This is a genomic window from Brevibacillus formosus (assembly GCF_003013405.1).
GTDB classification, from domain to species: domain Bacteria; phylum Bacillota; class Bacilli; order Brevibacillales; family Brevibacillaceae; genus Brevibacillus; species Brevibacillus formosus.
Genome location: NZ_PXZL01000004.1, coordinates 328,958 through 353,663, shown reverse-complemented (window position 1 = coordinate 353,663; position 24,706 = coordinate 328,958). Strand labels below are relative to the sequence as shown.

Here is a 24,706-nt window from a genome sequence, read left to right as displayed (position 1 = left end):
CTGAATGGAAAAATCATTATTTACCTGGTCAAGAGACATGTCCATTTGCCTATACAGCTTGCCCTCCAGCGGCTGTCGGCGGGGAGGAAAACTATTCCATATTCCTATCATGAATATTTATTCAATAAAACATATTTTTCTTGAATATCAGAAAATATATAATTATAATTTAAATCAGAAATCATTTCCGATATTCGGAAAAACTGATACGCAATTCATCCGGGAGATAAATGGGGGATAGCAGGATGATTGAGGTTAAGCAGCTTGTCAAATCTTTTGGCCCGTTAACCGTGTTGAAGGGCGTTACGCTCACGGTGGAAGAAAAAGAAGTTGTCGTCTTGCTTGGAGCCAGTGGTTCAGGCAAAAGTACTTTACTTCGATGTTTGAATTTTCTGGAATTTTATGACAGCGGAGAGATTCGAATCGGTGGTCAGCAGATTGATCCACACAAGACGAATCTGAATCAATTCCGCGCCGAGGTTGGCATGGTTTTTCAGCACTTTAATCTGTTTCCGCACAAGACTGTTTTGGAAAACGTGATCGAGGCACCTGTTCACGTCAAAGGCACGAATGCAGCAGAAGCCAAGCAATTAGCGTACGAGCTCCTGAAAAAAGTGAATATGCAGGATAAAGCCGACGTCTACCCAGACATGCTCTCGGGTGGACAGAAGCAGCGGGTTGCCATCGCCCGGGCGCTTGCGATGAAACCGAAGATCATGCTCTTTGATGAGCCTACCTCTGCACTTGATCCCGAGCTCGTCGGTGAAGTGCTACAGGTCATGAAGCAGCTCGCCAAAGAAGGAATGACAATGATCGTCGTGACGCATGAAATGGGGTTCGCTCGTGAAGTAGCAGACCGGGCGGTGTTCATGCACGATGGGCAAATTTTGGAGCAAGGACCGCCGAGAGAATTCTTTGAAAACCCGCAGCATGATCGTACCAAGCAGTTTTTAGGCAGCATCCGCTAAACCATTCACTATATAAAGAGAATAAAACAGGGGGAATCACCAATGAAAAAACGTGCAAAATGGTCCGGAATTTTGTTGTCCACTGTTCTAGTAGGCTCGTTGTTGCTCTCTGCTTGTGGATCACAGGAAAGTGCACCGGCAGCAGGCGGACAAGCTTCTGGAGAAGGTGGAAAGAAAGATTTTACGTACGCCATGAGTGGCGTGTACAAGCCGTTTAGCTTCAAGGAAAACGGGCAACTGACTGGCTTTGACGTAGAGATCGGACAAGCGCTGGCAGAAAAAATGGGCATGAACGCAGTGCCGATCACCAATCCATTCGAAACGATCATCCCCGGTCTGGACGCGAAAAAATATGACGCTGTCATTGGGAGCTTGACTGTCACACCTGAACGTCAAAAAGCTGTTTTGTTTACCAATCCATACTACCGTTCCGGTTCGCAAATTTTCGTGCAAGAGGGCAATACCTCCATCAAGAGCAAAGAGGATTTGAAGGGCAAAAAGATCGGCGTCGTAAAAGCATCGAACTACTTGGATTGGGCGAAAAAGCTGACTGATGAAGACAAAATCACTCAGTATGATAGCGATATTACCGCTTTGCTGGACTTGCCGACAGGGCGTCTCGATGCAGTGATTACCGACCAGGTAGTAGGCTTGCGTTTCATTAAAGAAGGCGGCGGAAAAGTGATAGATGTAGGCGAGCCGCTCAGCTTTGACGAGCAAGCAATCGCTGTGCGCTTGGGTGACCAGGAGGCAGTGGAGCGGATCAACAAGGCGTTGGACGAGATCGTCAAAGACGGCACCTATGAAAAGATCAGCCAAAAATGGTTTGGCCGCAATATCCTGCAAAAACAGTAAGTGGGCAACGGGGTGTCCGTGATGGACGCCCCCCTTTTTAACGCTTCATGTGAGGAGGAGTGAACGTGATTATTGATATTTTTCTATCCAGTTATCCCCTTTTTCTAAAAGCGACATGGCTCACGGTACAGTTGACGGCAGTTGCGCTGATGCTCGGTTGTGTGGTAGGTCTTGTCATTGCCTTCTTCCGAATATCCGATTCCAAAGTATTGAACTACATCGCACATGTGTACATTACCGTCATTCGCGGAACGCCATTGATCGTACAAATTTGTATTCTGTACTTCGGCTTGGCGAATATGGTGACGCTGTCGCAGTTTTGGGCAGGGGCCATCGCGTTGGCCGTTCATAATGGCGCGTATATTGCAGAAATCTTCCGAGGCGCCATTCAGTCAATCGATCGCGGGCAGATGGAGGCTTCCCGATCACTCGGAATGTCGTACCCGCTGGCGATGCGTAGAATCATTTTGCCGCAGGCGTTCCGTCGGGCGATCCCATCGCTTGGCAATCAGTTTATTATCGGGTTGAAGGATTCGTCGTTGGTCGCATACGTAGGAATGCAGGATTTATGGGGAACGGGTCTCGGTGAAGCAGCTTCCAACTACAAGCAGCTAGAAACGTATATGGTCGTCGGGTTGTACTATCTCGTACTGATCATGATCTTCTCGTATTTCGTCAACAAGCTGGAAGCAAGGCTCGCCAAAGGTAAAGCTCCCACTAAACCAGCGAAAGATAACACGAGTGTTGCAGCGTAACTTTTTGTCATGGAGGACGAAAGAAGGATGGTTCAATCAGTCGAACGGGCGATGAAAATTATTCGGGTACTGATTTCAGACGAAAAACATGCTTGGCCGATTTCGGAGCTGGCGAGCGCAACGGGTCTACCAATCAGTACGCTCCACCGTTTTCTCGAATCCATGATCCAGTTCGGATTGGTTGAGCAGGATCCAGTCACCAAGCATTACAAGCCGGGATATACGTGGATGGAAATCGGTTTTATCCTGCATGAAAAGCTGAACCTGCGGGCTGTGGCGAGACCTTTCATGGAGGAGCTGGCAAATGAAGTCGAGGAGAGTATCTTCCTCAACGTATTGGCGGGGACGGATTCGATGCCGATCGAAAAAGTAGAAAGTCCACTGAAAATACGCATAGACGAGAACCTGGGGGAGCGGATACCTCTCACAATCGGCGCCCCTAGCAAAATCATTCTCGCGTATTTGAAGCAGGATGCGATTACGAAAGTCGTTTCCGCCCAGCTTGCCCGAGACAAGCAGCCGTCATTTTTGGAACAGCTGAGTCAAGCCAAGAAAAGTGGCTATGCCATCAGCTACGAGGAGAAGACGGAAGGCACCATGGCAGTCGCCGCACCGATCGTCGGCTACGGAAATCAACTCGTGGGAGCACTCTCGATCAACGCCCCGTGCTTTCGGGTGACAGAAGATCGATTGCCCCTGCTCATCGAAAAAGTAAAACGCCAGGCTGCGACGATTTCGGCAAGAATCGGCGGAGCATAAGCAAACCCTCCATTCCAGCATCTGTTGGTGGAGGGTTTGCTTTTTTTAATAGGAACCATTGGATCTTTCAATTTTTTCGCCCTGAAAAACTGTGTTAGTGTGAAAGAAACAGTGGGGAGGGAAGATAGACATGTTTCCATTTCGCGTCATTAATCAGGAAACCACGGAAGATGTGCTGGATATGGCAAGCGTGATTGAAGTGGTCGAGCAAGCCTATCAAATGAAATCGAGTCAGCAGGCGACGTTGTTTCCGCTCATTTTTCATGAGTTCGTAGAGGGGAGAGCGGACATGGATATCAAATCGGGTCATATGCCGCAAGCTGATATATTTGGACTCAAGCTCGTCTCGTGGTTCGGTGACAATGACAAGAAAGGTCTGCCACAATTAGTGGGTACGGTGATGGTGTTGGACAGCCAAACTGGCGTACCGCAGGGGATTTTGAGTGGGGAGCACATTACTTGCATGCGTACGGGAGCTGCCGGTGGAATCGGTGCAAAGTATTTGGCACGTCAAGAATCGGAGAACCTGCTAGTTGTCGGGACGGGACACCAAGCTCCATTTCAAATCATGGCGACATTGATGACGATGACAGAGATCAAGCGGGTGTTCATCTGCAATCCGCGATCACCAGAAAAGGCGCAAAGCTTTGCCGCCAAAATCAAAGAAAACCTCTTGGCCAGATTCGTCTCCAAATATGCAGGAGAAGAGTACGAGTGTTATGCCAGCCGTTGTGACGTGCAGTTTATTGCAGTGGACAACCTCGAAGAAGCGACTAGAAATGCAGATATTATCATCACCGCAACCCCTTCACGCGAACCGATGATCCAAGCGGAGTGGGTAAAGCCAGGGACTCATATTACCTGCATAGGGGCAGACATGGAAGGAAAACAGGAAATCGATGAACAGCTTTTTGCAAAAGCGCGCGTCTTCGTTGATGATGTAGGACAGGCTGTATGCGTGGGAGAGACAAAAGTAGCTGTAAAAAAGGGCTTGATAACAGAAAACGATATCGCAGCAGAGATCGGCAATGTCATCTCCGATCATGCCCAAGGACGAAAACATGCAGAAGAAATCACGATTTTTGACAGTACCGGAATCGCGTTCCAAGATTTGCTGACAGCTGCACACATTTTGAAAGTGGCGGATAAACGCGGTGTAGGTACGATAGTTGATCTGTAAAAGTGAAAGGACAGTAAAAGGAGAGGAACGACGATGAGAATTGCACCTTTTAAAGTGGAAGAATGGATGAACGCCTACGAGATGGAGGCTGTTTACAATATTGCCGAAACATGCGTCGATTCGCTGACGGTAGAAGAGTTGATCCGCCTTTCCGATGAGCCGGAAGATTTTTTCCGCGAGATGGCCCAGAAGAAGCTGACGTACGGTCATATCGAGGGTTCGCCGGAATTCCGCAGCCTCGTCGCGAGTATGTATCAAACGATGAAGCCGGAGAACATTTTGGCGATGAACGGGGCGATTGGAGCGAATTTTCTCGCCTTGTTCTCGCTCGTTGCGCCTGGTGACGAAGTAATTACCGTTCATCCGACCTACCAGCAAATTTATTCGGTACCGGAGTCGTTCGGAGCACAAGTCAAGCTGCTCAGACTTTTACCGGAAAATGATTTTCTTCCTGATTTGGATGAGTTGCGCTCGCTCGTTACAGACAAGACCAAACTGATCTGTATCAACAATCCGAACAATCCATCCGGAGCTTTGATGGGTGAAGGGTTGCTGCGAGAAATCGTCGAGATTGCCCGCTCCGTTGATGCCTACCTGCTGTGTGACGAGGTGTATCGAAATTTGCACCAAGACCCGGAGGTTGTGGTGCCATCTATCGTCGACTTGTACGAAAAAGGGATTGCGACAAGCAGCATGTCCAAAGTGTTTTCATTGGCGGGCTTGCGTCTGGGATGGATTGCAGCACCTCAGGATGTGATCAAAAGCTGCTTTACGCACCGCGATTACACGACCATCAGCTGCGGAATGCTGGATGACATGCTGGCTGTCCATGCACTGAAAAACCGCGATAAGATTATGGAGCGCAGCCTGAAGATCGTGCGCGACAACCTGCAGATTCTCGATGAGTGGGTAGCGAAGGAGCCTTTGATCTCTTACGTCAAGCCGCAGGCAGGAACAACCGCAATGCTCAAGTACGAGCTGGATATCCCTTCGGACACGTTTTGCATTGACCTGTTTAAAACGACAGGGGCGTTTTTGACGCCAGGCAGTTGCTTCGACATGGAAGGGTGGGTACGAATCGGGTACGCCTGCTCGACGGAAGTGCTTCAAACGGGTCTGGCAAAAGTATCGGAGTTTTTGGAGTCATACAAATAACGGATAAAACGGGAGGAGGAGTGTCCCTTCGGCGAGAGCAAAGGGACACTCCTATCCCAAATTCTACCGTTCTGGCATTTCTGATCACGATACCTAACTGGGGGGATATCATGAGTCAGCTTAATGTAAATTTGCAGCCGAAAAAGCAGAAGAAGCTGTGGGAAGTCAATGTGTTCGCGTTACTTTTTGCCGTGATTGCGATTGCGGTCATCTTGACGTATATTTTGCCTGCCGGAGAATACGGACGAGTCGAGGTAAACGGCAGGAGTGTCATTGATCCACAGTCGTTTCAGTGGATTGAATCATCTCCGGTGAAGCCGCTCGGGCTGGTAAACAGCGTGCATACCGGTTTGGTGGAGGCCTCAGGCATTATCTTTTTTGTATTGATAATTGGCGGAACATTCGGTATTTTGACAGCCACTGGCGCGATTGAAGCTCTCATCGTCACGCTATCGCGTCTACTTAGGAATCAAGAGAAGTGGCTGATTCCCATCATGATGCTGTTTTTTGCGGCAGGCGGCTCGCTCATGGGAATGGCTGAAGAAACATTGCCCTACATCGCGATCATGATTCCGCTGGCGATTGCTCTTGGTTTTGATGCAATGACTGGTGCTGCCATTGTGCTGGTAGGAGCGTCGGTCGGGTTTACATCTGCACTAATGAATCCGTTTACGGTGGGAGTTGCCCAAGGCATCGCTGAGCTGCCCACTTTTTCGGGAATGGGTTATCGAATGGCTGTTTTTGTCGTGATGTACTTCGTATCGACTGCATTCGTCCTTCGGTATGCGTCGAAAGTCAAAAAAGACCGTTCGCAGGGCTTCTTCGGATTGTTTGAAGGGAGGAACACGGCTGAGCTTTTGCGTGAAGATTTGAAGCTGACGGCCAGACATAAAGGAATATTGACTTGCTTTGTTCTCAATTTTGTCGTGTTGGTCTTTGGTGTCATTCAATATGGCTGGTATCTCACTGAGCTATCCGGAATCTTTCTGTTGCTGGCCATAATCATCGGAATCGTGGGAAGACTCGGCATCAATGAAATGGTAGACAACTTCATGAAAGGTGCTGCTGGCCTGATAGCCGGGGCCTTGGTCATTGGAGTTGCACGGGCAGTTGTTGTGGTGCTTAACGACGGTCACATACTTGATACGATTCTTTACTATTCTGCTGGTGTCTTGAATCAGTTGCCTAGTGCACTTACAGCGTTTGGCATGCTCGTCCTCCAAACTGTGATCAGCTTTATTGTTCCGTCCGGCAGCGGAATGGCTGCTTTGACCATGCCGATCATGGCGCCTTTGGCAGAATTAGTTGGCGTTACGCGTCAAACCGCAGTTCTTGCCTATCAGTTCGGGGATGGAATATCCAATATCTTTATTCCGACATCAGGCTATTTCATGGCTGGTTTGGCTTTGGCTGGCATCCCGTGGTTACGCTGGATGAAATGGATTATGCCGCTGATCCTGATGCAGTACGGGATTGCGACAGTAGCAGTCGTCGTCGCGCATCTGATTGGTTATGGACCATATTGACGGGGGGAGATCATGAATGGCACTCTGCACACCAATTCTTGCACAATGGGCCATCAGTGAACGGCGATACTTGCATCAATATCCAGAGCTGTCTGGTCAGGAGTATCAGACAGCGGCCTATGTTCGGAAGTATTTACAGGAATGGAAAATTGAACTGATTCCATGTGAGCCGCCGAATGTGGTCGGCATGTTGCGGGGGACGGATGGCAAGAAAACCATTGCGTTACGGGCGGATATGGATGCACTACCGGTCGTTGAAGAGGGAGAGAAGCCGTATCTCTCGAAAAATGAAGGTGTCGCTCATGTATGCGGTCACGATGGACATACGGCCATTTTGCTAGCGGCAGCCAAATGGCTCTCGGAAAACCGCGCAGACGTAGCACCAAATGTGCTTTTTCTATTTCAATCCTCAGAAGAAATGCTCCCAAGTGGAGCACAAGCTATCGTCCGTCAGGGTGCGATTGATGATGTGGACGCTGTCTTTGGGCTGCATCTCTGGCAGCCTCTTGAGAGAGGAAAGATCGGAATCAGTATGGGCGCGATGATGGCGTCTGCTGATGATCTGCGCATCGTCATTACCGGACGTGGAGGACACGGCTCGATGCCACACGAAACCGTTGATCCGATCTATGTGGCAAGTCAGGTGATTAACGCGATTCAAGGAATCGTGGCGCGCTGCGTCAACCCAATCGAACCTGCGGTCATTTCCATCTGTCGGATGGAAGCTGGCTCGACCTATAACATCATCCCGAATCAGGCCGTTTTATATGGAACATTGCGGGCGCAGTCAGAAAAGACGAGGCAACTCTTGGCTCGCGAGCTGAAGCAGACGATTGAGACATTGTGTTCGGCATGGGGCGCAGATGCCGAAGTCATGGTAGATTGGGGGACCCCGCCTGTTGTCAACGATGAGCGAATGAGTCGATTCGTTGCTGATGTCGTAACCGATCAATTTGGCGAGAGCTGTCTTGCTATTGTGGAGCCGGTTATGGGTGGCGAGGACTTTTCTTACTATTTGGAGCGCAAGCCTGGCAGTTTTATTTTTATAGGAATGCGTGGAGAAAAGAGCTGCTACCCCCACCATCATCCGCGTTTTGACATTGATGAGGATGTCATTCCGACCGCTGTTGAACTATTGATTCAATTAGTGAAAAGATTTTAATAAGGAGGAGTAGTTCATGTCGTTGACGGTATCCTTTCTCGATATTGTAAAGGCTCACAAGAATCTAAAGGGGCAGGTTGTCCATACCCCGTTAATTTCATCACCCGCGTTGTCTGCCATCGCAGCTGCCGATGTCTGGCTGAAGCTGGAATGCCAGCAGAAAACAGGCTCATTCAAGGCGCGCGGTGCGCTAAACAAAATCGCATCCTTGACGGAAGAGGAGCTAGCTCGGGGCGTAATTACCGCTTCAGCAGGCAACCATGCGCAAGGGGTGGCGTATGCGGCTTCGCTTCGAGGGGTGTCGGCCTTGATCGTCGTGCCAAAAACCGCACCAGAGACCAAAAAAGCGGGGATCAAGCGCTACGGTGCGGAGTTGGTCGTGTATGGAGACAGCTATGATGACGCAGAAAGATATGCCTATGAACTGGCGAAAGAAACTGGGCGAATGTTCGTCCACGCCTTTGAAGACAACGAAATCATAGCAGGACAGGGAACGGCAGCCCTAGAAGCTCTTTTGGAAGAGCCGGATTTTGACGTCATTCTCGTACCTGCTGGCGGCGGAGGGTTAATTTGCGGAGTAGCGCTCGCAGCAAAGGCAATCAATCCGGATGTGCAGGTGATTGGGATTCAGACACATGCGTCTCCGCCCTGGTACTATTCGTTCCGAGAAAAACGGTTGGCTGATGTGGTATACAGCGATTCGCTCGCAGATGGTCTTCACGGGGGAATTACCCAAGGCAATCTGGAATTGGCCCTTCAGATCGTCGATGACTTCCTGCTCGTAGAGGAAGAACATGTTGCCCAAGCCATGAGTTGGCTGGCAAAGGAGCATCATCTGATGGTGGAAGGCTCTGGGGCGGTAGGTATCGCTGCACTCATGCAGGGAACGGTACCCGATCTTGAAGGGAAAAAGGTACTGACGATCGTGAGCGGCAGTAACGTAGATGCTCGCAAGCTGGCAGAGATTATAAAGAAGCACGCATAGGGTATCGGTTGAACATAGAGCCACTCTCGGCTACACTTTTTCTAACAGAGTTTGTTCAAAAAGCTGACTTTTTGAACACGCACGTACACGAAGAATGGGTGTCGTTCGGTGAGGGAGTGGATAATCAATCATGGAGTTACGCAATCTGAAGACATTTCAGGTCGTTGCCGAGCATTTGAACTTGACGAAGGCTGCAGAGCAGCTCGGATACAGCCAGCCTACGATTACACTCCAGATTCAAGCATTGGAGCGGGAGTTGGGACATCCTCTGCTCAATCGGGTAGGCAAGCGCACGTTTTTGACACCGGCCGGAAAAATAGTGAAACAGCATACGGATCAGCTTTTCTACGTTCTTCAGCACATGGCGGAGGGACTTAATCACTTAGACATGCCTGTAGGACCGCTGGTCGTGGCGGCCCCGGAGTTTTATTGCATCCAATACATGCCCCAAATTCTGAAAGCTTATGTGGAGACACATCCACAGGTCAATCTGCAGGTGATTTCATGCACCAGCCAGGAGACTTTGAAAAAAATCCAAGCCCACGAGGCGGATATTGGGATCATTGCGGGCACCACCTCGCAACCAGGTATTCATTCCAGCGTCGTGGACTTAGAACAATTTACCTTGATTGCCTCTCCTGATTTGATGAAGGACAAAACACTGGCAGACGCACTCGTGACCTTTCCTTTTTTGTCCTATCAGGAGGGGTGCAATCTCGATGAATTTATTACCCAGTGCCTGATGGAGTTAAACTACATCCCACCCTCTGTCATTAAATGTAGCAGCGAAGAAACGATCAAACGGTCAGTCCTGAATCAAACTGGCATAGCCCTGCTCAGTAAGGTTCTAGTGGAAAAAGAGCTTCGAACAGGAGAGCTAATCGAGCTGTACCGCTTTTCCAAGAAAGCAGAAACATCGCTGGTCTGTCTGGGGCGCCGAAGAGAAGAACCCGCAATCCAGACCTTCATGGAGCTCGTCAAAGACATCTGGTTATCCGTAAGAGAAGAGTAGTCATGAGAAGGGTCTGTCCGCTACTTTCAACAAGTTATGTGCGATTTCCCGAATTCCTAACTCGACATAAGGGCAAATTATCTCTTGGAAACAATGCTTGCACCTTCTAGAGCGAGGGTTGTTTGCGTGATATAATTTTGATTTCTTTCATTTGGAACGGCAATGATAGTGTAAAATGACAGAAGGTAAGAGAAATAGGAGATGACAACAAATGAGTAAGCAAGTAAACGAAGCCGAACTCGTTTCGCATGTAGCTACAAAAACAAAAGTAGACCCGGAAAAAATCAGGATCGTACTCAAGCATGAGCAAGCGTACATGAACAGTGCGAAGGCAGATGCAAAAGGTGATGTCGACGTTGATTTTGATGATCTCGTAGATTACGTCATGGGTAAGGCAGATGTGAAGCTGGATGAGATCACCGTCGAGAAGATCCTGGATGTAGAGATGGAATACTTGATTAAAAAAGGAGTCGCTGGATACATAGACTAATAGAGGACGTTCCAAGCACATTCCCCTGTAGAGGGTGATGTGCTTTTTTTATATCTGAAAGACAGTGGCTGCGGTGGGGAGAAGAATATTTCCAGACTAGGCTCAGTGCTCCGTCCCGCTGAGGGTTGAGACTGTCCGCTCCGAAGGGATTCGCGGGGAAACGCAAAAGTGGTAGCCGCTTCGTCGTATGGGCACGGTTGCGTTTCTTTTGCCCGCAAATCCCTTCTCCGCTCGGTAGGACTCCACAAGTCGCTACGTCTGGAAATATTCTTCTCTGTCGTGACTGAGTACATTCTTCCATCTTTTAAGGCTTTTAAAACTCGTTTAACACTGGAAGCTCGTAGAGGAAACAGGAGAACTAAGCGAAGATCTTTGGTACACCGACCGAGACTCCATACAAAAAGCGAAACACGATCTTAAGCGTCCACCTCTGAAACACATCCTGAATGGACCACTTTGGACGCGGTTTCGCTTTTTGCATGGGGTCGGGCAGTGAATCCCTCAGCGGGTGGGACAAGAATCTGAGCGTTTTCTCCTGTTTCCTCCCCACCACAACAGCGTAGCGACTGGATTTTTAGTATTTTTTAACAAGGGATATATACATTAAAAAAACCAAAAAATATCTGAAAGACAAATGTAAATTGTTTGACTATTGGGTGCAGCCGTGTCTATAATTTGGTTATCTTTGTTAGTAATGTTAACTAACTGTGTGGCGGTGATCGATGAAGCGTGCAAGCTCCCAAAAAAACAGGTAACAGCAAACTCGTGAAAAAACTGAATAAAGAAGAAGTATTGCAACAGGTTGTCCAGCACGGGCAGATTTCTCGCGCTGATATCTCCAAACAGACACAGCTCAGCCGTCCGTGTGTTTCCGCCCTCGTGGATGAAATGATCCAGGAAGGACTCCTGCAAGAAGTAGGAATGGGCGATTCAAAAGGCGGCCGCAAGCCGATTTTGTTGGAGTACAACTATCAGGCCTACGCCATTGCCGGCGCGATTTTTGAAGGCTCTACCCTGAACATGGCCATCGCAGATATGAAAGGCGAGTTCTTGGCTCGCTATCGCAAACGGCTGGCGCAACCAGCGAATGGCGAAACGGTCATCGAAGATTTGGCTGCCGGACTGGATCGCTTGTTGTGTGAAAGCGGAATCCCGCGAGAGCGCCTGCTCGGAATGGGCGTCGGTTTGCAAGGGGTCACACAGCGTGGCAGTGGAACCGTCAGCTTTTCACCCAGCACAGGCTGGATGGGTTCACCTATTCAACAGACCATCGAAGCGCGACTCGGACTGCCCGTCATTATCGACAATGACGTGAATATGATGACACTGGGCGAGTACGTTCGTGGAGCAGGGGTCGGCCATACCAACGTCGTCTACATGTACGTAGGAACGGGGATTGGGGCCGGGATCATTTTGGATGGACAGTTTTATCGGGGGAGTCGTGAGGCAGCAGGAGAAATCGGCTTCATGATGATCGGCCCGGTACATAATCGCCCGAATGGCGCGTCAGGCGTGTTTGAGACGCATTATTCGATTCCGGGCATCCAAGAACAGGCTAAGGGATTTCTCTCTGACCTTCAGGAAGGGTCGAGTGTCATAGAAGAGCTGATCCGGCACGCCAAACAAAATGCACAAGCAAAGGAGCTTCTTGCGGATGTGTATCGACATTGGGCGTACGGAATGGCGAACATCATCAGTATTTTGAACCCGGAAATATTGATCCTGAGCGGGGAGATGGTCCATGTCGATGGTGAAGGGGTGAAGCAAATTCACGAATGGCTGAGAGAATGGGTGCCCGAGGTGCCTAATCTTGAAAAAGCAAGTCTGGGGGAGCGAGCTGGTTTAATTGGTGCTGTCCACAGTGTTTTGGAAGCGTTTCCTTTCACACGACTGCTTGACAAAGAGTGAGAAGAACAAGAGGGGGAGTTCGTTTTGAAGAAGACAACTAGCAAGCTGAAAACATGGATGAAAGGCGTATTTGTCAGCTCCTTGGCTCTGACTGTAGCTGCCTGCGGCAGTGGAGGACAGGAAGCAAAGCCTGCCGACAACAGCGCAGGCGGCCAATCGGGCACGGCTGCTCAACCTGCTGATTCATCGGGTGACCCACAAAGACTGGTGATTTACACCGGACGGGACAAAAACATTTTTGAAATCGTGTTGCCAAAATTCAAAGAAAAGTACCCGAACATTGAAGTGGAAACACTCGAGATGGGTGCCCAACAAATTTTGGAGCGCGTTCGTGCAGAGAAGGCGAACCCACAGGCTGACTTCTGGTGGGGTGGTACACAATCTGCTCTAGCGACAGCAGCCAATGAAGATCTGCTGGAGCCTTACAAGCCGACTTTTGCAGACAAGGTTCCAGACCTGTACAAAGATCCGCAAGATCGCTGGTACGGCGAAATGCTTTTGCCAGAGGTCATCATGTACAACTCGCAGGTGCTGAAGCCAGAAGAAGCGCCGCAAGATTGGGACGAATTGATCGATCCGAAATTCAAAGACAAGATCGTGATCCGAAACGTACTGCCGTCCGGCACCATGCGTACCATTTATTCCGCAATGATCTTCCGTCAAGGGGCGGATACTCCTGAAAAAGGTTTTGAATGGCTGACCAAGCTCGATGCCAATACAAAAGAGTACACACAAGACCCGACAAACCTGTATCTGAAGCTGGATCGTCAAGAGGGCGTCATCTCCTTGTGGAACCTCCAAGACGTTCTGATCCAAAGCAAAAAGAACAACCATCCGTATGACTTCATTTATCCGAAGAGCGGAGCACCGATTCTTGTTGACGGCGTGGCTCTGGTAAAAGGCGCGAAAAACCTGGATGCAGCGAAAAAGTTCATGGAATTCTTGATGAGTCCTGAAATGGCTGCCCAATTGGCGAAGGAGCGCTTCCAATTCCCATCTCGTACAGACATCAGCAAGGACGAACTGCCAGACTTCATGAAAAATCTCGAGCTGAAGCCAATGGAACTCGATTGGGCTGTCATGGCTGAAAAAGAAAAAGAGTGGATGCAGCATTGGGATGAAAACATCAAGGGGAAAGGCAAGAAGTAAGGAAGGGTTTTTCGAAGCAGCTAGGCGGGAAGGAGTTGTCCTTTCCGTCTAGTCACTTATAGAAGTTGTTTTTATACGGACGCAGCTTGAAATGACTTGCGATGAAGGAGGAAACACAACCCGATGAGCAGCGTAACACTTGATCACGTTCACAAAAGGTTTGGCCAAGCAAAAGGGGTCGAAGATGTGCACATTCATATCGAATCAGGAGAGTTTTTTACTTTTCTCGGTCCGAGTGGCTGCGGCAAAACGACTACCCTGCGCATGATTGCCGGCTTTTATTATCCAACGGAAGGCCATATCCGCTTTGGATCACAGGAGGTTACATCTCTTCCTCCCCACAAGCGCAATACCGGGATGGTATTCCAAAACTACGCGTTGTTCCCGCACATGACTGTTTTTGAAAATATCGCGTTTGGCTTGCAGGTTCGGAAGGTGAACAAAACAGATGCAAAAGAGCGCGTAGAACGGATCATGAAGCTGGTCCGTCTGGAAGGCTATGGCGAACGCCGCATTGATCAGCTTTCCGGGGGACAACAGCAACGGGTAGCACTGGCACGGGCGCTGGTCATCGAGCCGCAGATTCTGCTGTTGGATGAGCCGCTGTCCAATCTGGATGCGAAGCTTCGTGAAGAGACGCGCTTCGAGATCAAGAGACTCCAGCTGGAGCTGGGGATTACGACGATTTACGTTACACACGATCAGGCGGAAGCCATGTCCATGTCAGATCGGATTATGGTCATGCAAGGCGGAGAAGTGCAGCAGATCGGGACACCGCATGAGATTTACCATCGTCCTGTAAACCGTTTTGTCGCTTCTTTTATTGGCGAGACGAATCTGTGGGAAGGTACAGTTACAGGGTTTGACGGCGATGAAGTGCTGGTTCGCACAGCTTCTGGACAAATGCTCAGCGGATTTAAGAAAAATGCCTCGCCACGTGCACAGCTGTCAGTTGGGGAGAAAGTAACGATGTCCATTCGTCCTGAATCCGTTCTGGAGAGTACAGGCAACGAGGGACAAAATGTAGTGACAGGCTCTGTTGTCATGTCTGAATTTACAGGGGCGTGTGTCAATTACGTCACGGAAGTAGGAACGGAGAGCCTGCGCAGCATGTCCATCAACCTGGGACGACCAATTAAACAGCGCGGCGATGCCATCGGCCTACATATACCGAAAGAGAGCATTTATTTTGCCGGATAAGGGGGAAGAAGCTTTTGAGAGCAGAGTTGCAGCAAGCGCCGACAGCAGCCAGACGAAAGTCCATCACCGCTTCACCCGCCTTCGTCTACGTGCTGGTATCGCCACTCTTTTTAATATTGTTGGCTTATGTCGTTTATCCATTGTTCGAAACGTTCGTTGCGAGTATCAAAATCGATGAGGAAATTACGTGGAAAAACTACATTCGCTTCTTCAGTCTGGAGCATACCGCTAACCTGGAAGCGTTGTGGAACAGTATCTACATATCGGTTCTGAGTGTCATTACGTGCGGAATTGTCGGGGTTGCGATGGCGTTTTTATTGGAGCGTTATGAGTTTCCTGGACGAAAAATTCTTTCTGTGCTGGCTTTGGTTCCGATGGCGTTGCCTCCGCTCATTGGCGTTCTCTCGTTTACCTTTTTGTACGGAGAGAGCGGAATTATCCCACGGGCGATCAAAGAGCTGTTCGGGCTTGCCCAGGTTCCTTTCTCGTTAAAAGGAATTTGGGGTGTGGTCGTCGTTCATACGTTTACGATGTACACCTATTTCTTCATGACAGCAACAGCAGCAATCAAGGGACTCGACCCGTCCTTGGAAGAGGCGGCTGCCAGTCTTGGAGCGAATCGCTTTACCGTTTGGCGGCGCATTATTTTGCCGATGCTCACGCCAGCCATGGTCGCGTCTTCTCTGTTGGTTTTCATGATTTCGATGGCTTCTTATACGGCGCCACTCATTTTCGGCATTGACCGGACGATGACGATGCAAATCTATCTGTCTCGCACCAATGGAGATTTGGACATGGCTGCGACACAGTCTACGATTCTTTCGATTGTTTCTGTTGCTTTTCTTTTGATCATGCGTTGGTACCAAGGCGCGCGCAACTACCAGAACCTGAGCAAAGGGGTCAGCGTGCATCGTACCGAGATCAAGAGCAAAGCGGGACGCTACACCACGATTGTGCTGTCATTTATCGGTACAATCATTCTGATGCTGCCAATTCTCGTATTGGTACTCATCTCCTTCTCAGTGGATGGTACCTGGACGGTGCAAATATTACCACCTGAGTATACCTTGTCGCATTACATGGATTTGTTCACGGATAGCAAGACATGGCGTCCGATTCTGAACAGCTTGCAGTTGTCTGCGATCGCGGTAATCGGGATCGTCATTTTCGGTGTAGCTGCGGCTTATGCCATGGTTCGCCTCAAGTTTCGCGGGAAAACGCTTCTTGATGTGTTGATCATGCTGCCATGGGCATTGCCAGGGACAGTCGTGGCGATCAACCTGATTGCAGCGTTCAGTGAGCCGAATGCATTCAGCTTTGGACAGGTTTTGATCGGAACATTCTGGATTATCCCGTTGGCTTATTTTGTCCGACATCTGCCACTTGTGTTTCGCTCTACCAATGCGACTTTGATGCAGATGGACCCATCTGTCGAGGAGGCAGCGCGGAATCTGGGTGCTTCCTGGTGGTACAGCTTCAGGCGTGTCGTGTTCCCGATGGCGTGGGGTGGAATTCTTGCAGGTACGCTTTTGGCATTTGTTCAGTGTATCGGGGAGTTCGTGGCTTCGATTCTGATTTTCACACCGAAGACAACGCCATTGTCTGTCGCGGTATTCCAACGCATGTACAGTAATGAATTCGGCACCGCTTGCGCTTATGGTGTCTTGCAAATCGTGGTCATCATCATCGTGTTGTTCATCTCCAGAAAACTGACCGGAGATAAAGCGGGAACTGCCGTGTAAAGCTGGATGCCTTCGTGAAAAAGGAGGGGCTTCACGTGGATGTCAGTGAATCGATGGACAAGAAATCACCGATGGTACAGCCGACCAAACTGCCCTGCCCGCCAATTCCCGCATCTGTTCGCACCATGCAGGGGGAACACGGATTGCTCGATCTGTGGAAAGCAATCAAGCCGCTCGCTACCATTGCCAGTGCCATGAACACAGGTGCCCATCCAGACGATGAGCACAGTGCCATGCTCGCTTACTTGGCGCTGGGGAGAGGCGTGTATACCACGAGTGTGATCGCGACGAGAGGCGAAGGCGGCCAAAACGAAATCGGCTGCGAGCAAGGAACCGCGCTGGGGATTATCCGCACGCGTGAGCTGGAAGAAGCCTCATCTCTTAGCAATGTGACGCTTGGCATCTTAAGCGAAGAGCTGGATGATCCCATCCATGATTTCGGGTTCTCCAAATGCGCCGAAGAAACCTTCCGCAAATGGGGCGAAGAAGTCGTGTACGAGCGATTGATTCGAAAAATCAGGGAGCTGCGCCCCGATGTGGTCATCGCATGCTTTGAAAATGAACCGACGACACACGGACATCACCGGGCGATTACGTTACTGACACAGCGAGCTTTCCACGAAGCAGCAGATCCACAGATATTTCCGGAGCACAGACAGACTGGACTATTGCCGTGGCAAATGAAAAAGCTGTATCTGCCTATCATGGACAACGATGATTATCACGTCGCTGTACCCGTGGGGGAATACGACCAAATCTACGGCTCATCCTATGTACAGCTTGGTGAGCGATCGAGGTTTATGCATAAGACACAGGGCATGGGTGTTCATTACGATGAAGGTCCGACCTACAATTACTATCGCCTGGATGCCTCTGTTTTTCCGGCACCGGAAAAAGAGCGCGACTTTTTTTCTGGACTGCCCGTCAGTTTTGCTGATTTGGCTCAGAGCATCGCTGCAAAAGGCGGGCAAGAACTCGCGGAAGTGCTTCACCATATGCACGATGCGGCTACAGATGTACTGAATGCCTACCCGCGTTTTGCTGAGGTAGCCCAAAGGGTTCACCGCATGAAGGCTTTGCTTGCGACTGCACAACAAGAAGTACGCAAGGCTCCACTCGATGAAGAAACAAAGATTGATTTGATGTATCGGCTAGGACTCAAGGAAGCGCAGCTCAACCGTGCCAGTGCGGAGGCTCTGTCTTTGGTCGTGAAAATCAAGCCCGAGACGGGCGAGTGGGTGGCAGGCCAGACGACAACGGTTACCGTAACGGCTTACAACGGCGGCTCCCTTGAGGTTGAGCATGTGCAGCTGCGTATGCGTGTCCCCGCTGGATGGACGGCGAAACCGCTTACGCCAACTGCGTTTCCGCGACTTGCTTACAATCAGACGGTGTGTACCGTATTTGAGGTATCGATTCCTGCACAGACGGAGCTGTTCCATCCTTACAAGCCGCCCGTGCTCGATGTCGAGGTACTCTATTTCGCCTTCGAGACAGCCAGTACGATTCGTGTAGAGCCGGAAAGCCGTGTAGCTGTGCTTCCGCCGTATGCCGTGACGCTGACTCCGTCCGATGTGGTGCGAAACACGCTGCATACGGATGAGACGATCCCGGTTAAGGTAACACTGAAACAGTACCGGCCGGGAAGCTCTACAGCCAAAGTCGCTCTCGTTGTCCCGGCAGGCTGGACAGCGGAGCCAGCCTTTGTCGATGTTCCGTTTTCTTTCCGCAGCGAGACGAAAACGATCGCTTTTACTGTTCATACCACACCGCAGGTGACGAATGGCAAATATCAGATCAGCGCTACGGTCACGGGAACAGACGGTGTGACAGAGATTGCGCAAGATGTGCAGGTCATTGAATACCCGCATGTCGGCCGCACGTATTTCATTCGGCCCGCTACGCTGACTGTTCAAGCCTTTGACCTGGCCATCCCGAAAAACCAACGGATCGGCTACGTATCCAGCGGCTTTGACAATATGGATAAATACTTGCGCGCGGTTGGGGTGAATTGCCTCAATCTCGACGCAAACGAAATACAATCGGGCGATTTGTCCCGCTACGACACGATTGTTCTCGGCATTCGGGCATACGGATTCCGCCGCGAATTAATCGAGAGCAACCAACGTCTATTGCACTATGTAGAAAACGGCGGAAATCTCGTCGTTCAATATCATAAGCCGGAGGACAAATGGAAGCCGCACTTGGCGCCATACCCCATTTTTATCGGCGAATCGCTGATCGATTGGCGGGTGACCAATGAGCAATCAGACGTCCGTATGCTGGCCCCTGACCATCCGATGTTCCAAGAGCCAAACGTGATTACCCAAGCAGACTGGGATGGATGGGTGCAGGAGCGCTCCATCTACAATCCTTCTCGCTGGAGTAGCGAGTATACCGAGCTGATTGCGACAAGTGATCCGGGAGAACCGGAGTTCCGCGGCATTTTCCTCACGGCGCACTATGGAAAAGGGACGTACACCTACAGCTCGCTTGCCTGGTTCCGCGAGATTCCACAGCTAGTCCCTGGCGCTTTTCGCTTGTTCGTCAACATGATCAGTCAGAAGCAGTAATGCCCCATCCACTCCGGGCCAACCGTGGGTCGATCCATGGCTACATCAATGAAATGCAAACGTACAGACCGCCATGATTGATATAGACATCAATCTGAATGGAATGGAGGAGTTGTTCATTGAGTAAGGGGAAACTTGCCAAGCTGTACACGATTACGACTGCAGCGGTGCTGGCCACGAGTCTGATTATGCCGGTAGCACCCGAGACCGCCCATGCAGACCGCGGGGTTGTCGACCTGTGGAAAGCCATCAAGCCGCTCACCACGATTGCCAGTGCGATGAACACCGGAGCACATCCGGACGATGAGCACAGTTCAATGCTTGCGTATTTGTCGCTTGGCAAAGGGGTGGACACATCCAGTGTCATTGCGAACCGAGGCGAGGGAGGACAGAACGAGATAGGCAGCGAGCTGGGCAATGCGCTGGGGATCATTCGTACCCGCGAATTGCAGGAAGCTTCCAAAATCACGAACATCCATCTGGAGAACCTCAGTGAAAAAATCGATGACCCTATTTTTGACTTCGGCTTTTCCAAAAGCCCGGATGAAACCTTACAAAAATGGGGCGAGGATGTCGCGTACGAAAAGCTCATTCGCCGTATCCGGACACTGAGACCCGATGTCGTGATTCCCGCATTTTTGAACGAACCTTCGACTCACGGTCATCATCGCGCGATTAATGTCATTACGGTACGGGCATTCAAGGATGCCGCAGATCCAAACGTTTTTCCACAGCATGCAAAGGAAGGCTTGGCTCCGTGGCAGGTGAAGAAGCTGTATCTGCCTGCAAAGGAAAAGGATTACACAGTAAAGGTGCCTGTTGGCGACTATGACGAAATTTATGGCGCCTCTTACGTCCAACTCGGCGAAGAATCCCGTTTCATGCACAAGAGCCAGGGCATGGGACGTCACTATGACGAGGGGCCAAGCTTCAATTATTACAAGCTCGATCAATCCATCGTAGAGACAAAAGACAAGGAAGCAGACTTTTTTGAGGGAATTGCCTATTCGTTTGACGATTTAGCGAAGGAAGTTGCCAGCCAGTCTGGCGGGGAAAAAGTCGCAGGCGAACTGAAAAAGCTGGAAAAGGATGCCGCAGAGGTCATTGCTGCGTACCCAAGCTTTGCCTCCGTAGCCAAGGAAGCGCATGAGATGCTGGCGGATGTGGAAAAAGCGACGGCAGCAGTCGAAGCGTCCTCCTTGCCAACTGACACGAAAACAGACTTGCGCCATCGTTTGGGAGTGAAAAAATCCCAGTTGAACAAAGCCAGTGCCGAAGCGCTCTCGCTCGTAACCAAAGTAAAGCCTGAGACAACCGAACTGGTAGCAGGCCAAACGACAAAAGTTACGGTCACGGCATACAACGGCGGCCAAGCAAAAGTCGGGAAGATCCATCTCGCGCTGAATGTACCAAAAGGCTGGCAAGCCAAGCCGCAATCGACAACGAGCTTCTCATCGCTCGGCTACAATCAGACGGTGAAAACGACCTTTGATGTTACAGTTCCTTCTGATGCTGCTCTGTTCCAACCGTATGCCGCTCCTGCCATTACAGCTGACGTCAGCTACAGCTTTGCAGGCTCGACGGCGAATAGCCATGTGACACCAGCAGATGCCATTGCAGTTCTTCCATCTTTTTCTATGGTGCTGAGTCCAAATGCGACGGTTTTGAATACGCAGAAGCCAGAGGAGCCAATCCCGGTCAAGGTTACGGTGAAAAACTACAATCCAGGTGCAGCGAAAACAACCATCTCTCTCGATGTGCCAAAAGGCTGGAGCGTGGAGCCACAAGCAGCACCGCTCGCCTTTGAAGCCAAGGGAGAAACGAAGTCGGTTGCCTTTACGGTCAAGGCAGATGCTTCGGTCCAACCGGATAAGTATACGGTGACTGCAGTAGCGTCTGGCAGTGGTAAAGAGAGCCGACACGGAGCCCAAGTCATCCGTTACCCGCATATCGGCACGACTTACTTTGTTCAACCAGCGACTCTTGCCATCCAGGCATTTGACCTGAAGGTGCCGGAAGGTTTGAAGGTCGGTTACGTATCCAGTGGCTTTGACAATATCGATCAGTATTTATCCCAATTGGGAGTCGATGTGACGAATCTGTCGGCAAAAGACATCGAGTCTGGCGATCTGGATCAATACGATACGATCGTGCTGGGTATTCGCGCTTATGGTTTCCGGCCAGAGCTGATACCTTCGAATGCCCGCTTGCTGAAATACGTGGAAAACGGTGGAAATCTGGTCGTACAATACCACAAGCCAGAGGATAAATGGAAGCCGGAGCTGGCTCCTTATCCGATCAAAATCGGTGCTCCGCTGATTCAATGGCGTGTCACAGACGAAACCTCCAAAGTGACAGTATTGGCGCCTGATCATGCTTTGTTCCATTCGCCAAACAAAATCACGGAGAAAGATTGGGACAACTGGATTCAGGATCGTTCCGCTTACAACCCATCCGAGTGGGGCAAGGAATACACAGAGCTAATCTCCAATGGAGATGAAGGCGAGAAGGAATTTACGGGTACGTACCTCACTGCCAAGTATGGAAAAGGAACGTATACCTACAGCTCACTTGTGTGGTATCGCGAAATTCCGTCACTCGTACCGGGTGCGATCCGCTTGTTTGTCAACATGATCAGCCCACAGCAGTAATCATAGTAGAAGGGAAGGCGATCGTTCGGCGGTCGCCTCCTCCTAAAAGAAGATCAGACGCAAAAATAGAAGCAGCTTACGAATGGATAGGGAAGGAGATGCAAGAAAAATGAATTACAGAGAGCGAATTTTTCAACAGGAGGGAGCCAGCTTCCCTGGCAAGACATACGTGGAGGCGGTTTTGGAGCCTGCATTCAATGAAGCGAAGCATCATCTGCTGCATCCGATGATGGCGATTAACAAGGCACATTTGATCATGCTTCGTGAACAAGAATTGCTCACAGACGATGAGGCCAAAAGAATTGCTGGTGCACTGTGTGGGATCGAAATGGAAGAGCTGCGCCAATCGCATTACACCGGACAGTTTGAAGATTTGTTCTTTCAGGTAGAGAGCCGTTTGCTTGAACTGGCTCCTGATGTGGCAGGAAATCTGCATCTGGCTCGCAGCCGCAACGACATGGGGATTACCATTTACCGCATGGTGCTGCGTGAAAAATTGTTGGTGACCTTGGCTTCTGCCCTCTATCTGAAAGAGCATTTGCTCCTCTTTGCAAATGAGCATGCGGATACGATTATGATTGGCTACACACACACGCAGCAGGCGCAGCCGACGACAATGGCGCATTATATCATGGCGGCTACTGACATGCTCAGCCGTGATATCAAGCGACTGATCCAAGCCTATCACACAGTCAATCGCTCACCGATGGGGGCCGCGGCCTTGACGACTTCTGGCTTTGCGATCAGCCGGGAGAGGATGCGCGAATTGCTCGGATTTGATGAGCTGGTGGAAAATTCCTATGATGCAGTCTGCGGCGCGGATTATTTGGGGGAAGTAGCGACAGCCGTACAACTGGCAGCGATCAATTTGGGGCGTACGGTTCAAGATATGCTGCTGTGGTGCACACAAGAATTCGCGGGGTTAAAAGTCGCGAGTCCATACGTGCAGATCAGCTCCATCATGCCGCAAAAGCGAAATCCGGTTTCCTTTGAGCATATGCGCTCTCTGTTGTCCAGTGCAGCAGGAAATGCGACGACAGTGCTCACGATGATGCACAATACGCCTTTTGGCGATATCGTGGATACCGAGGATGACATGCAGCCATACGCGTGGCGGAGCATGGGAGTGCTCGAGCAGATGTATCGCTTGATGGCGAGCGTTGTAGGTACAATGGAAGTGAACAAGGACGTCCTCCTGGAGCGGGCAAAGGGCAGCTTTGCGACCGTCACTGAGCTGGCAGATACATTGGTGCGCACGGATCAGCTTTCGTTCCGCAAATCGCATCATATTGTGAGTCGTGTGGTAAAAGAAGCGATGAGCGAGCAACTCGCTGCGAACCAAATCAGCTTGGAGCTGGTAAACCGTGCAGCCGTGGAAGTAATTGGGCGGGAGCTGTCGCTCACAGCAGAAGAGCTCAGTCTGGCGCTTGATCCGGTTCATTTCGTAATGATCCGCAAGCTTCCTGGTGGACCCAATCCAGAGGAAATGAAGCGCATGATCGCCGCTCGCCAAGCTGTTCTCCAGCAGGAAACAGAATGGCTGGCACAGAAAAAACAGGCGATTGCGAATGTGATGAAAGGGTTAGATCAGATGACAGCTGAATGGAGTGTGGGGTAATGGCAATGGTGCGAATACCTCTTCTGGCAGTGGACGGAGGGGGCACCAAGTGTCTGGCGGTACTTGTGGACCGCTCCAGAAATGAAATCGGTGCAGGACGCTCCGGTTCATGCAATTATCAAGGGATCGGGGAGGAAGCGGCAGCTCGTGAGTTGGTTGCAGCGATCAGTCAAGCTCTGGACGATGCGATCGCTCGTCAAACAGTTGCCCCCTTTATGAGCGGGACTCCGACACTGGATGGACCAATCGAATGGGAAATCGAGTGCGCGGTGTTCGGGATCGCTGGCCTGGACACGGAGTATGATCGACAGGTGATCTCGCGGATGGTGAGCAAGGTGCTGCACCAGCTCGGTATTCGCGTCCAGCAGCTGATTGTGGAAAACGACGGGTTTGCGGCATTGCTCGGTGCCACCGGAGGCAAACCCGGCATTCTGGTCATCGCAGGCACAGGCTCGATTGCCTTTGGTGTAAATGATGAACAGGAAACAGCGCGAGCAGGAGGCTGGGGGCATCGAGTTGGTGACGAGGGCAGCGGCTACTGGATCGGAAAGCAAGCGATTATGGCGGTATTAAAAGCAGCGGATGGCCGCGGCGAGCCGACTGTATTGAAGAAGCTGCTCCTCCCGCACGTTGGACTGGGACGCGTAGAAGAATTGTTTAACTGGACGTACAGTGAGCATTATTCCGTCGAGAAGGTAGGAGAGCTGTCGCCGTTGGTCAGTCAAGCGGCACTTGCTGGCGATAAGGTGGCAGCGGCTATCTTGCAGGTCGCAGGCGAAGAGCTTTTCGATGCTGCTCGGGCGGTCATTGATACATTGCAAATGAAAGCCAAGCCGTTTCAGATGATCATGCAGGGAGGCGTTTTGCAAAACGATGATCGCGTGCGAGAGATCGTCGTAGAGCGCGTCCGAGAGTACGCTTCGCAGGTCGTCATCGAAAATGCGCAAAACGATCCGATTTACGGTGTCATAGCAAAAGGATTGGCTTATTTAGAACGCCAATCGGGAGGCAAGTGAGG

Annotated in this window: 19 protein-coding genes; all 19 read left to right on the top strand. The window is 50.5% G+C overall.

Annotation, left to right across the window (positions count from 1 at the left end):
• Window positions 1-245: 245 nt before the first annotated feature.
• The 19 genes from C7R91_RS06180 to C7R91_RS06085 all read left to right on the top strand — a co-directional run bounded on the left by C7R91_RS06180 (window position 246) and on the right by C7R91_RS06085 (window position 24,704).
• Window positions 246-968 carry an amino acid ABC transporter ATP-binding protein gene (locus tag C7R91_RS06180; protein ID WP_047071351.1) on the top strand — a complete coding sequence of 241 codons (723 nt, stop codon included), beginning with the start codon at window positions 246-248 and terminating at the stop codon, window positions 966-968.
• A gap of 42 nt (window positions 969-1,010) precedes the next feature.
• Window positions 1,011-1,823 (top strand): ABC transporter substrate-binding protein, encoded by an 813-nt coding sequence (locus tag C7R91_RS06175; protein ID WP_047071353.1) that lies wholly within the window; start codon window positions 1,011-1,013, stop codon window positions 1,821-1,823.
• Window positions 1,824-1,888: 65 nt separating this feature from the next.
• Window positions 1,889-2,578 (top strand): amino acid ABC transporter permease, encoded by a 690-nt coding sequence (locus tag C7R91_RS06170; protein WP_047071355.1) that lies wholly within the window; start codon window positions 1,889-1,891, stop codon window positions 2,576-2,578.
• Window positions 2,579-2,605: 27 nt separating this feature from the next.
• Window positions 2,606-3,337 (top strand): IclR family transcriptional regulator, encoded by a 732-nt coding sequence (locus C7R91_RS06165; RefSeq protein ID WP_047071356.1) that lies wholly within the window; start codon window positions 2,606-2,608, stop codon window positions 3,335-3,337.
• Window positions 3,338-3,467: 130 nt separating this feature from the next.
• A complete protein-coding gene (locus C7R91_RS06160; RefSeq protein ID WP_047071357.1) occupies window positions 3,468-4,517 on the top strand; it encodes an ornithine cyclodeaminase family protein in 1,050 nt (349 codons plus the stop codon).
• Window positions 4,518-4,550: 33 nt separating this feature from the next.
• The gene (locus C7R91_RS06155) at window positions 4,551-5,672 is read left to right on the top strand and encodes an aminotransferase (RefSeq protein WP_047071358.1); all 1,122 of its coding nucleotides are present in this window, start codon (window positions 4,551-4,553) and stop codon (window positions 5,670-5,672) included.
• Window positions 5,673-5,782: 110 nt separating this feature from the next.
• Window positions 5,783-7,198: a YfcC family protein gene (locus C7R91_RS06150; protein WP_047071360.1), complete on the top strand. Its 1,416-nt coding sequence runs from the start codon at window positions 5,783-5,785 to the stop codon at window positions 7,196-7,198.
• 16 nt (window positions 7,199-7,214) lie between these two features.
• Window positions 7,215-8,360, top strand: a complete 1,146-nt coding sequence (locus C7R91_RS06145) for a M20 metallopeptidase family protein (RefSeq protein WP_047071362.1) — start codon at window positions 7,215-7,217, stop codon at window positions 8,358-8,360.
• A 16-nt stretch (window positions 8,361-8,376) separates the two neighbouring features.
• On the top strand, window positions 8,377-9,345 hold the full coding sequence (locus tag C7R91_RS06140; RefSeq protein ID WP_047071364.1) for a threonine ammonia-lyase: 969 nt from the start codon (window positions 8,377-8,379) through the stop codon (window positions 9,343-9,345).
• Between the two features lie 130 nt (window positions 9,346-9,475).
• On the top strand, window positions 9,476-10,357 hold the full coding sequence (locus tag C7R91_RS06135) for a LysR family transcriptional regulator (protein ID WP_047071366.1): 882 nt from the start codon (window positions 9,476-9,478) through the stop codon (window positions 10,355-10,357).
• Window positions 10,358-10,568: 211 nt separating this feature from the next.
• The gene (locus tag C7R91_RS06130; protein ID WP_047071368.1) at window positions 10,569-10,847 is read left to right on the top strand and encodes a hypothetical protein; all 279 of its coding nucleotides are present in this window, start codon (window positions 10,569-10,571) and stop codon (window positions 10,845-10,847) included.
• A gap of 729 nt (window positions 10,848-11,576) precedes the next feature.
• The gene (locus C7R91_RS06120) at window positions 11,577-12,755 is read left to right on the top strand and encodes an ROK family protein (protein WP_047071370.1); all 1,179 of its coding nucleotides are present in this window, start codon (window positions 11,577-11,579) and stop codon (window positions 12,753-12,755) included.
• A 24-nt stretch (window positions 12,756-12,779) separates the two neighbouring features.
• Window positions 12,780-13,904: an extracellular solute-binding protein gene (locus C7R91_RS06115; RefSeq protein ID WP_047071372.1), complete on the top strand. Its 1,125-nt coding sequence runs from the start codon at window positions 12,780-12,782 to the stop codon at window positions 13,902-13,904.
• Window positions 13,905-14,027: 123 nt separating this feature from the next.
• A complete protein-coding gene (locus tag C7R91_RS06110) occupies window positions 14,028-15,104 on the top strand; it encodes an ABC transporter ATP-binding protein (RefSeq protein ID WP_047071373.1) in 1,077 nt (358 codons plus the stop codon).
• Between the two features lie 14 nt (window positions 15,105-15,118).
• A complete protein-coding gene (locus C7R91_RS06105) occupies window positions 15,119-16,846 on the top strand; it encodes an ABC transporter permease (protein WP_047071376.1) in 1,728 nt (575 codons plus the stop codon).
• A 53-nt stretch (window positions 16,847-16,899) separates the two neighbouring features.
• Complete coding sequence (locus C7R91_RS06100; protein WP_047072007.1) at window positions 16,900-19,419, top strand: NEW3 domain-containing protein; 2,520 nt, start codon at window positions 16,900-16,902, stop codon at window positions 19,417-19,419.
• 119 nt (window positions 19,420-19,538) lie between these two features.
• Window positions 19,539-22,070 carry an NEW3 domain-containing protein gene (locus C7R91_RS06095; protein WP_047071378.1) on the top strand — a complete coding sequence of 844 codons (2,532 nt, stop codon included), beginning with the start codon at window positions 19,539-19,541 and terminating at the stop codon, window positions 22,068-22,070.
• A 109-nt stretch (window positions 22,071-22,179) separates the two neighbouring features.
• Window positions 22,180-23,688 carry an argininosuccinate lyase gene (argH, locus tag C7R91_RS06090; RefSeq protein ID WP_047071380.1) on the top strand — a complete coding sequence of 503 codons (1,509 nt, stop codon included), beginning with the start codon at window positions 22,180-22,182 and terminating at the stop codon, window positions 23,686-23,688.
• Window positions 23,688-24,704 carry an N-acetylglucosamine kinase gene (locus C7R91_RS06085; protein ID WP_047071383.1) on the top strand — a complete coding sequence of 339 codons (1,017 nt, stop codon included), beginning with the start codon at window positions 23,688-23,690 and terminating at the stop codon, window positions 24,702-24,704. Before argH ends, C7R91_RS06085 begins: the two co-directional genes overlap by 1 nt.
• The last annotated feature ends 2 nt before the right edge of the window (window positions 24,705-24,706 follow it).

Coding starts and splice junctions, on each gene's coding strand:
- C7R91_RS06180 (WP_047071351.1), top strand. CDS start 246: ATGATTGAGGTTAAGCAGCTTGTCAAATCTTTTGGCCCGTTAACCGTG.
- C7R91_RS06155 (WP_047071358.1), top strand. CDS start 4,551: ATGAGAATTGCACCTTTTAAAGTGGAAGAATGGATGAACGCCTACGAG.
- C7R91_RS06130 (WP_047071368.1), top strand. CDS start 10,569: ATGAGTAAGCAAGTAAACGAAGCCGAACTCGTTTCGCATGTAGCTACA.
- C7R91_RS06135 (WP_047071366.1), top strand. CDS start 9,476: ATGGAGTTACGCAATCTGAAGACATTTCAGGTCGTTGCCGAGCATTTG.
- C7R91_RS06140 (WP_047071364.1), top strand. CDS start 8,377: ATGTCGTTGACGGTATCCTTTCTCGATATTGTAAAGGCTCACAAGAAT.
- C7R91_RS06150 (WP_047071360.1), top strand. CDS start 5,783: ATGAGTCAGCTTAATGTAAATTTGCAGCCGAAAAAGCAGAAGAAGCTG.
- argH (WP_047071380.1), top strand. CDS start 22,180: ATGAATTACAGAGAGCGAATTTTTCAACAGGAGGGAGCCAGCTTCCCT.
- C7R91_RS06110 (WP_047071373.1), top strand. CDS start 14,028: ATGAGCAGCGTAACACTTGATCACGTTCACAAAAGGTTTGGCCAAGCA.
- C7R91_RS06085 (WP_047071383.1), top strand. CDS start 23,688: ATGGCAATGGTGCGAATACCTCTTCTGGCAGTGGACGGAGGGGGCACC.
- C7R91_RS06100 (WP_047072007.1), top strand. CDS start 16,900: ATGGACAAGAAATCACCGATGGTACAGCCGACCAAACTGCCCTGCCCG.
- C7R91_RS06165 (WP_047071356.1), top strand. CDS start 2,606: ATGGTTCAATCAGTCGAACGGGCGATGAAAATTATTCGGGTACTGATT.
- C7R91_RS06160 (WP_047071357.1), top strand. CDS start 3,468: ATGTTTCCATTTCGCGTCATTAATCAGGAAACCACGGAAGATGTGCTG.
- C7R91_RS06145 (WP_047071362.1), top strand. CDS start 7,215: ATGGCACTCTGCACACCAATTCTTGCACAATGGGCCATCAGTGAACGG.
- C7R91_RS06175 (WP_047071353.1), top strand. CDS start 1,011: ATGAAAAAACGTGCAAAATGGTCCGGAATTTTGTTGTCCACTGTTCTA.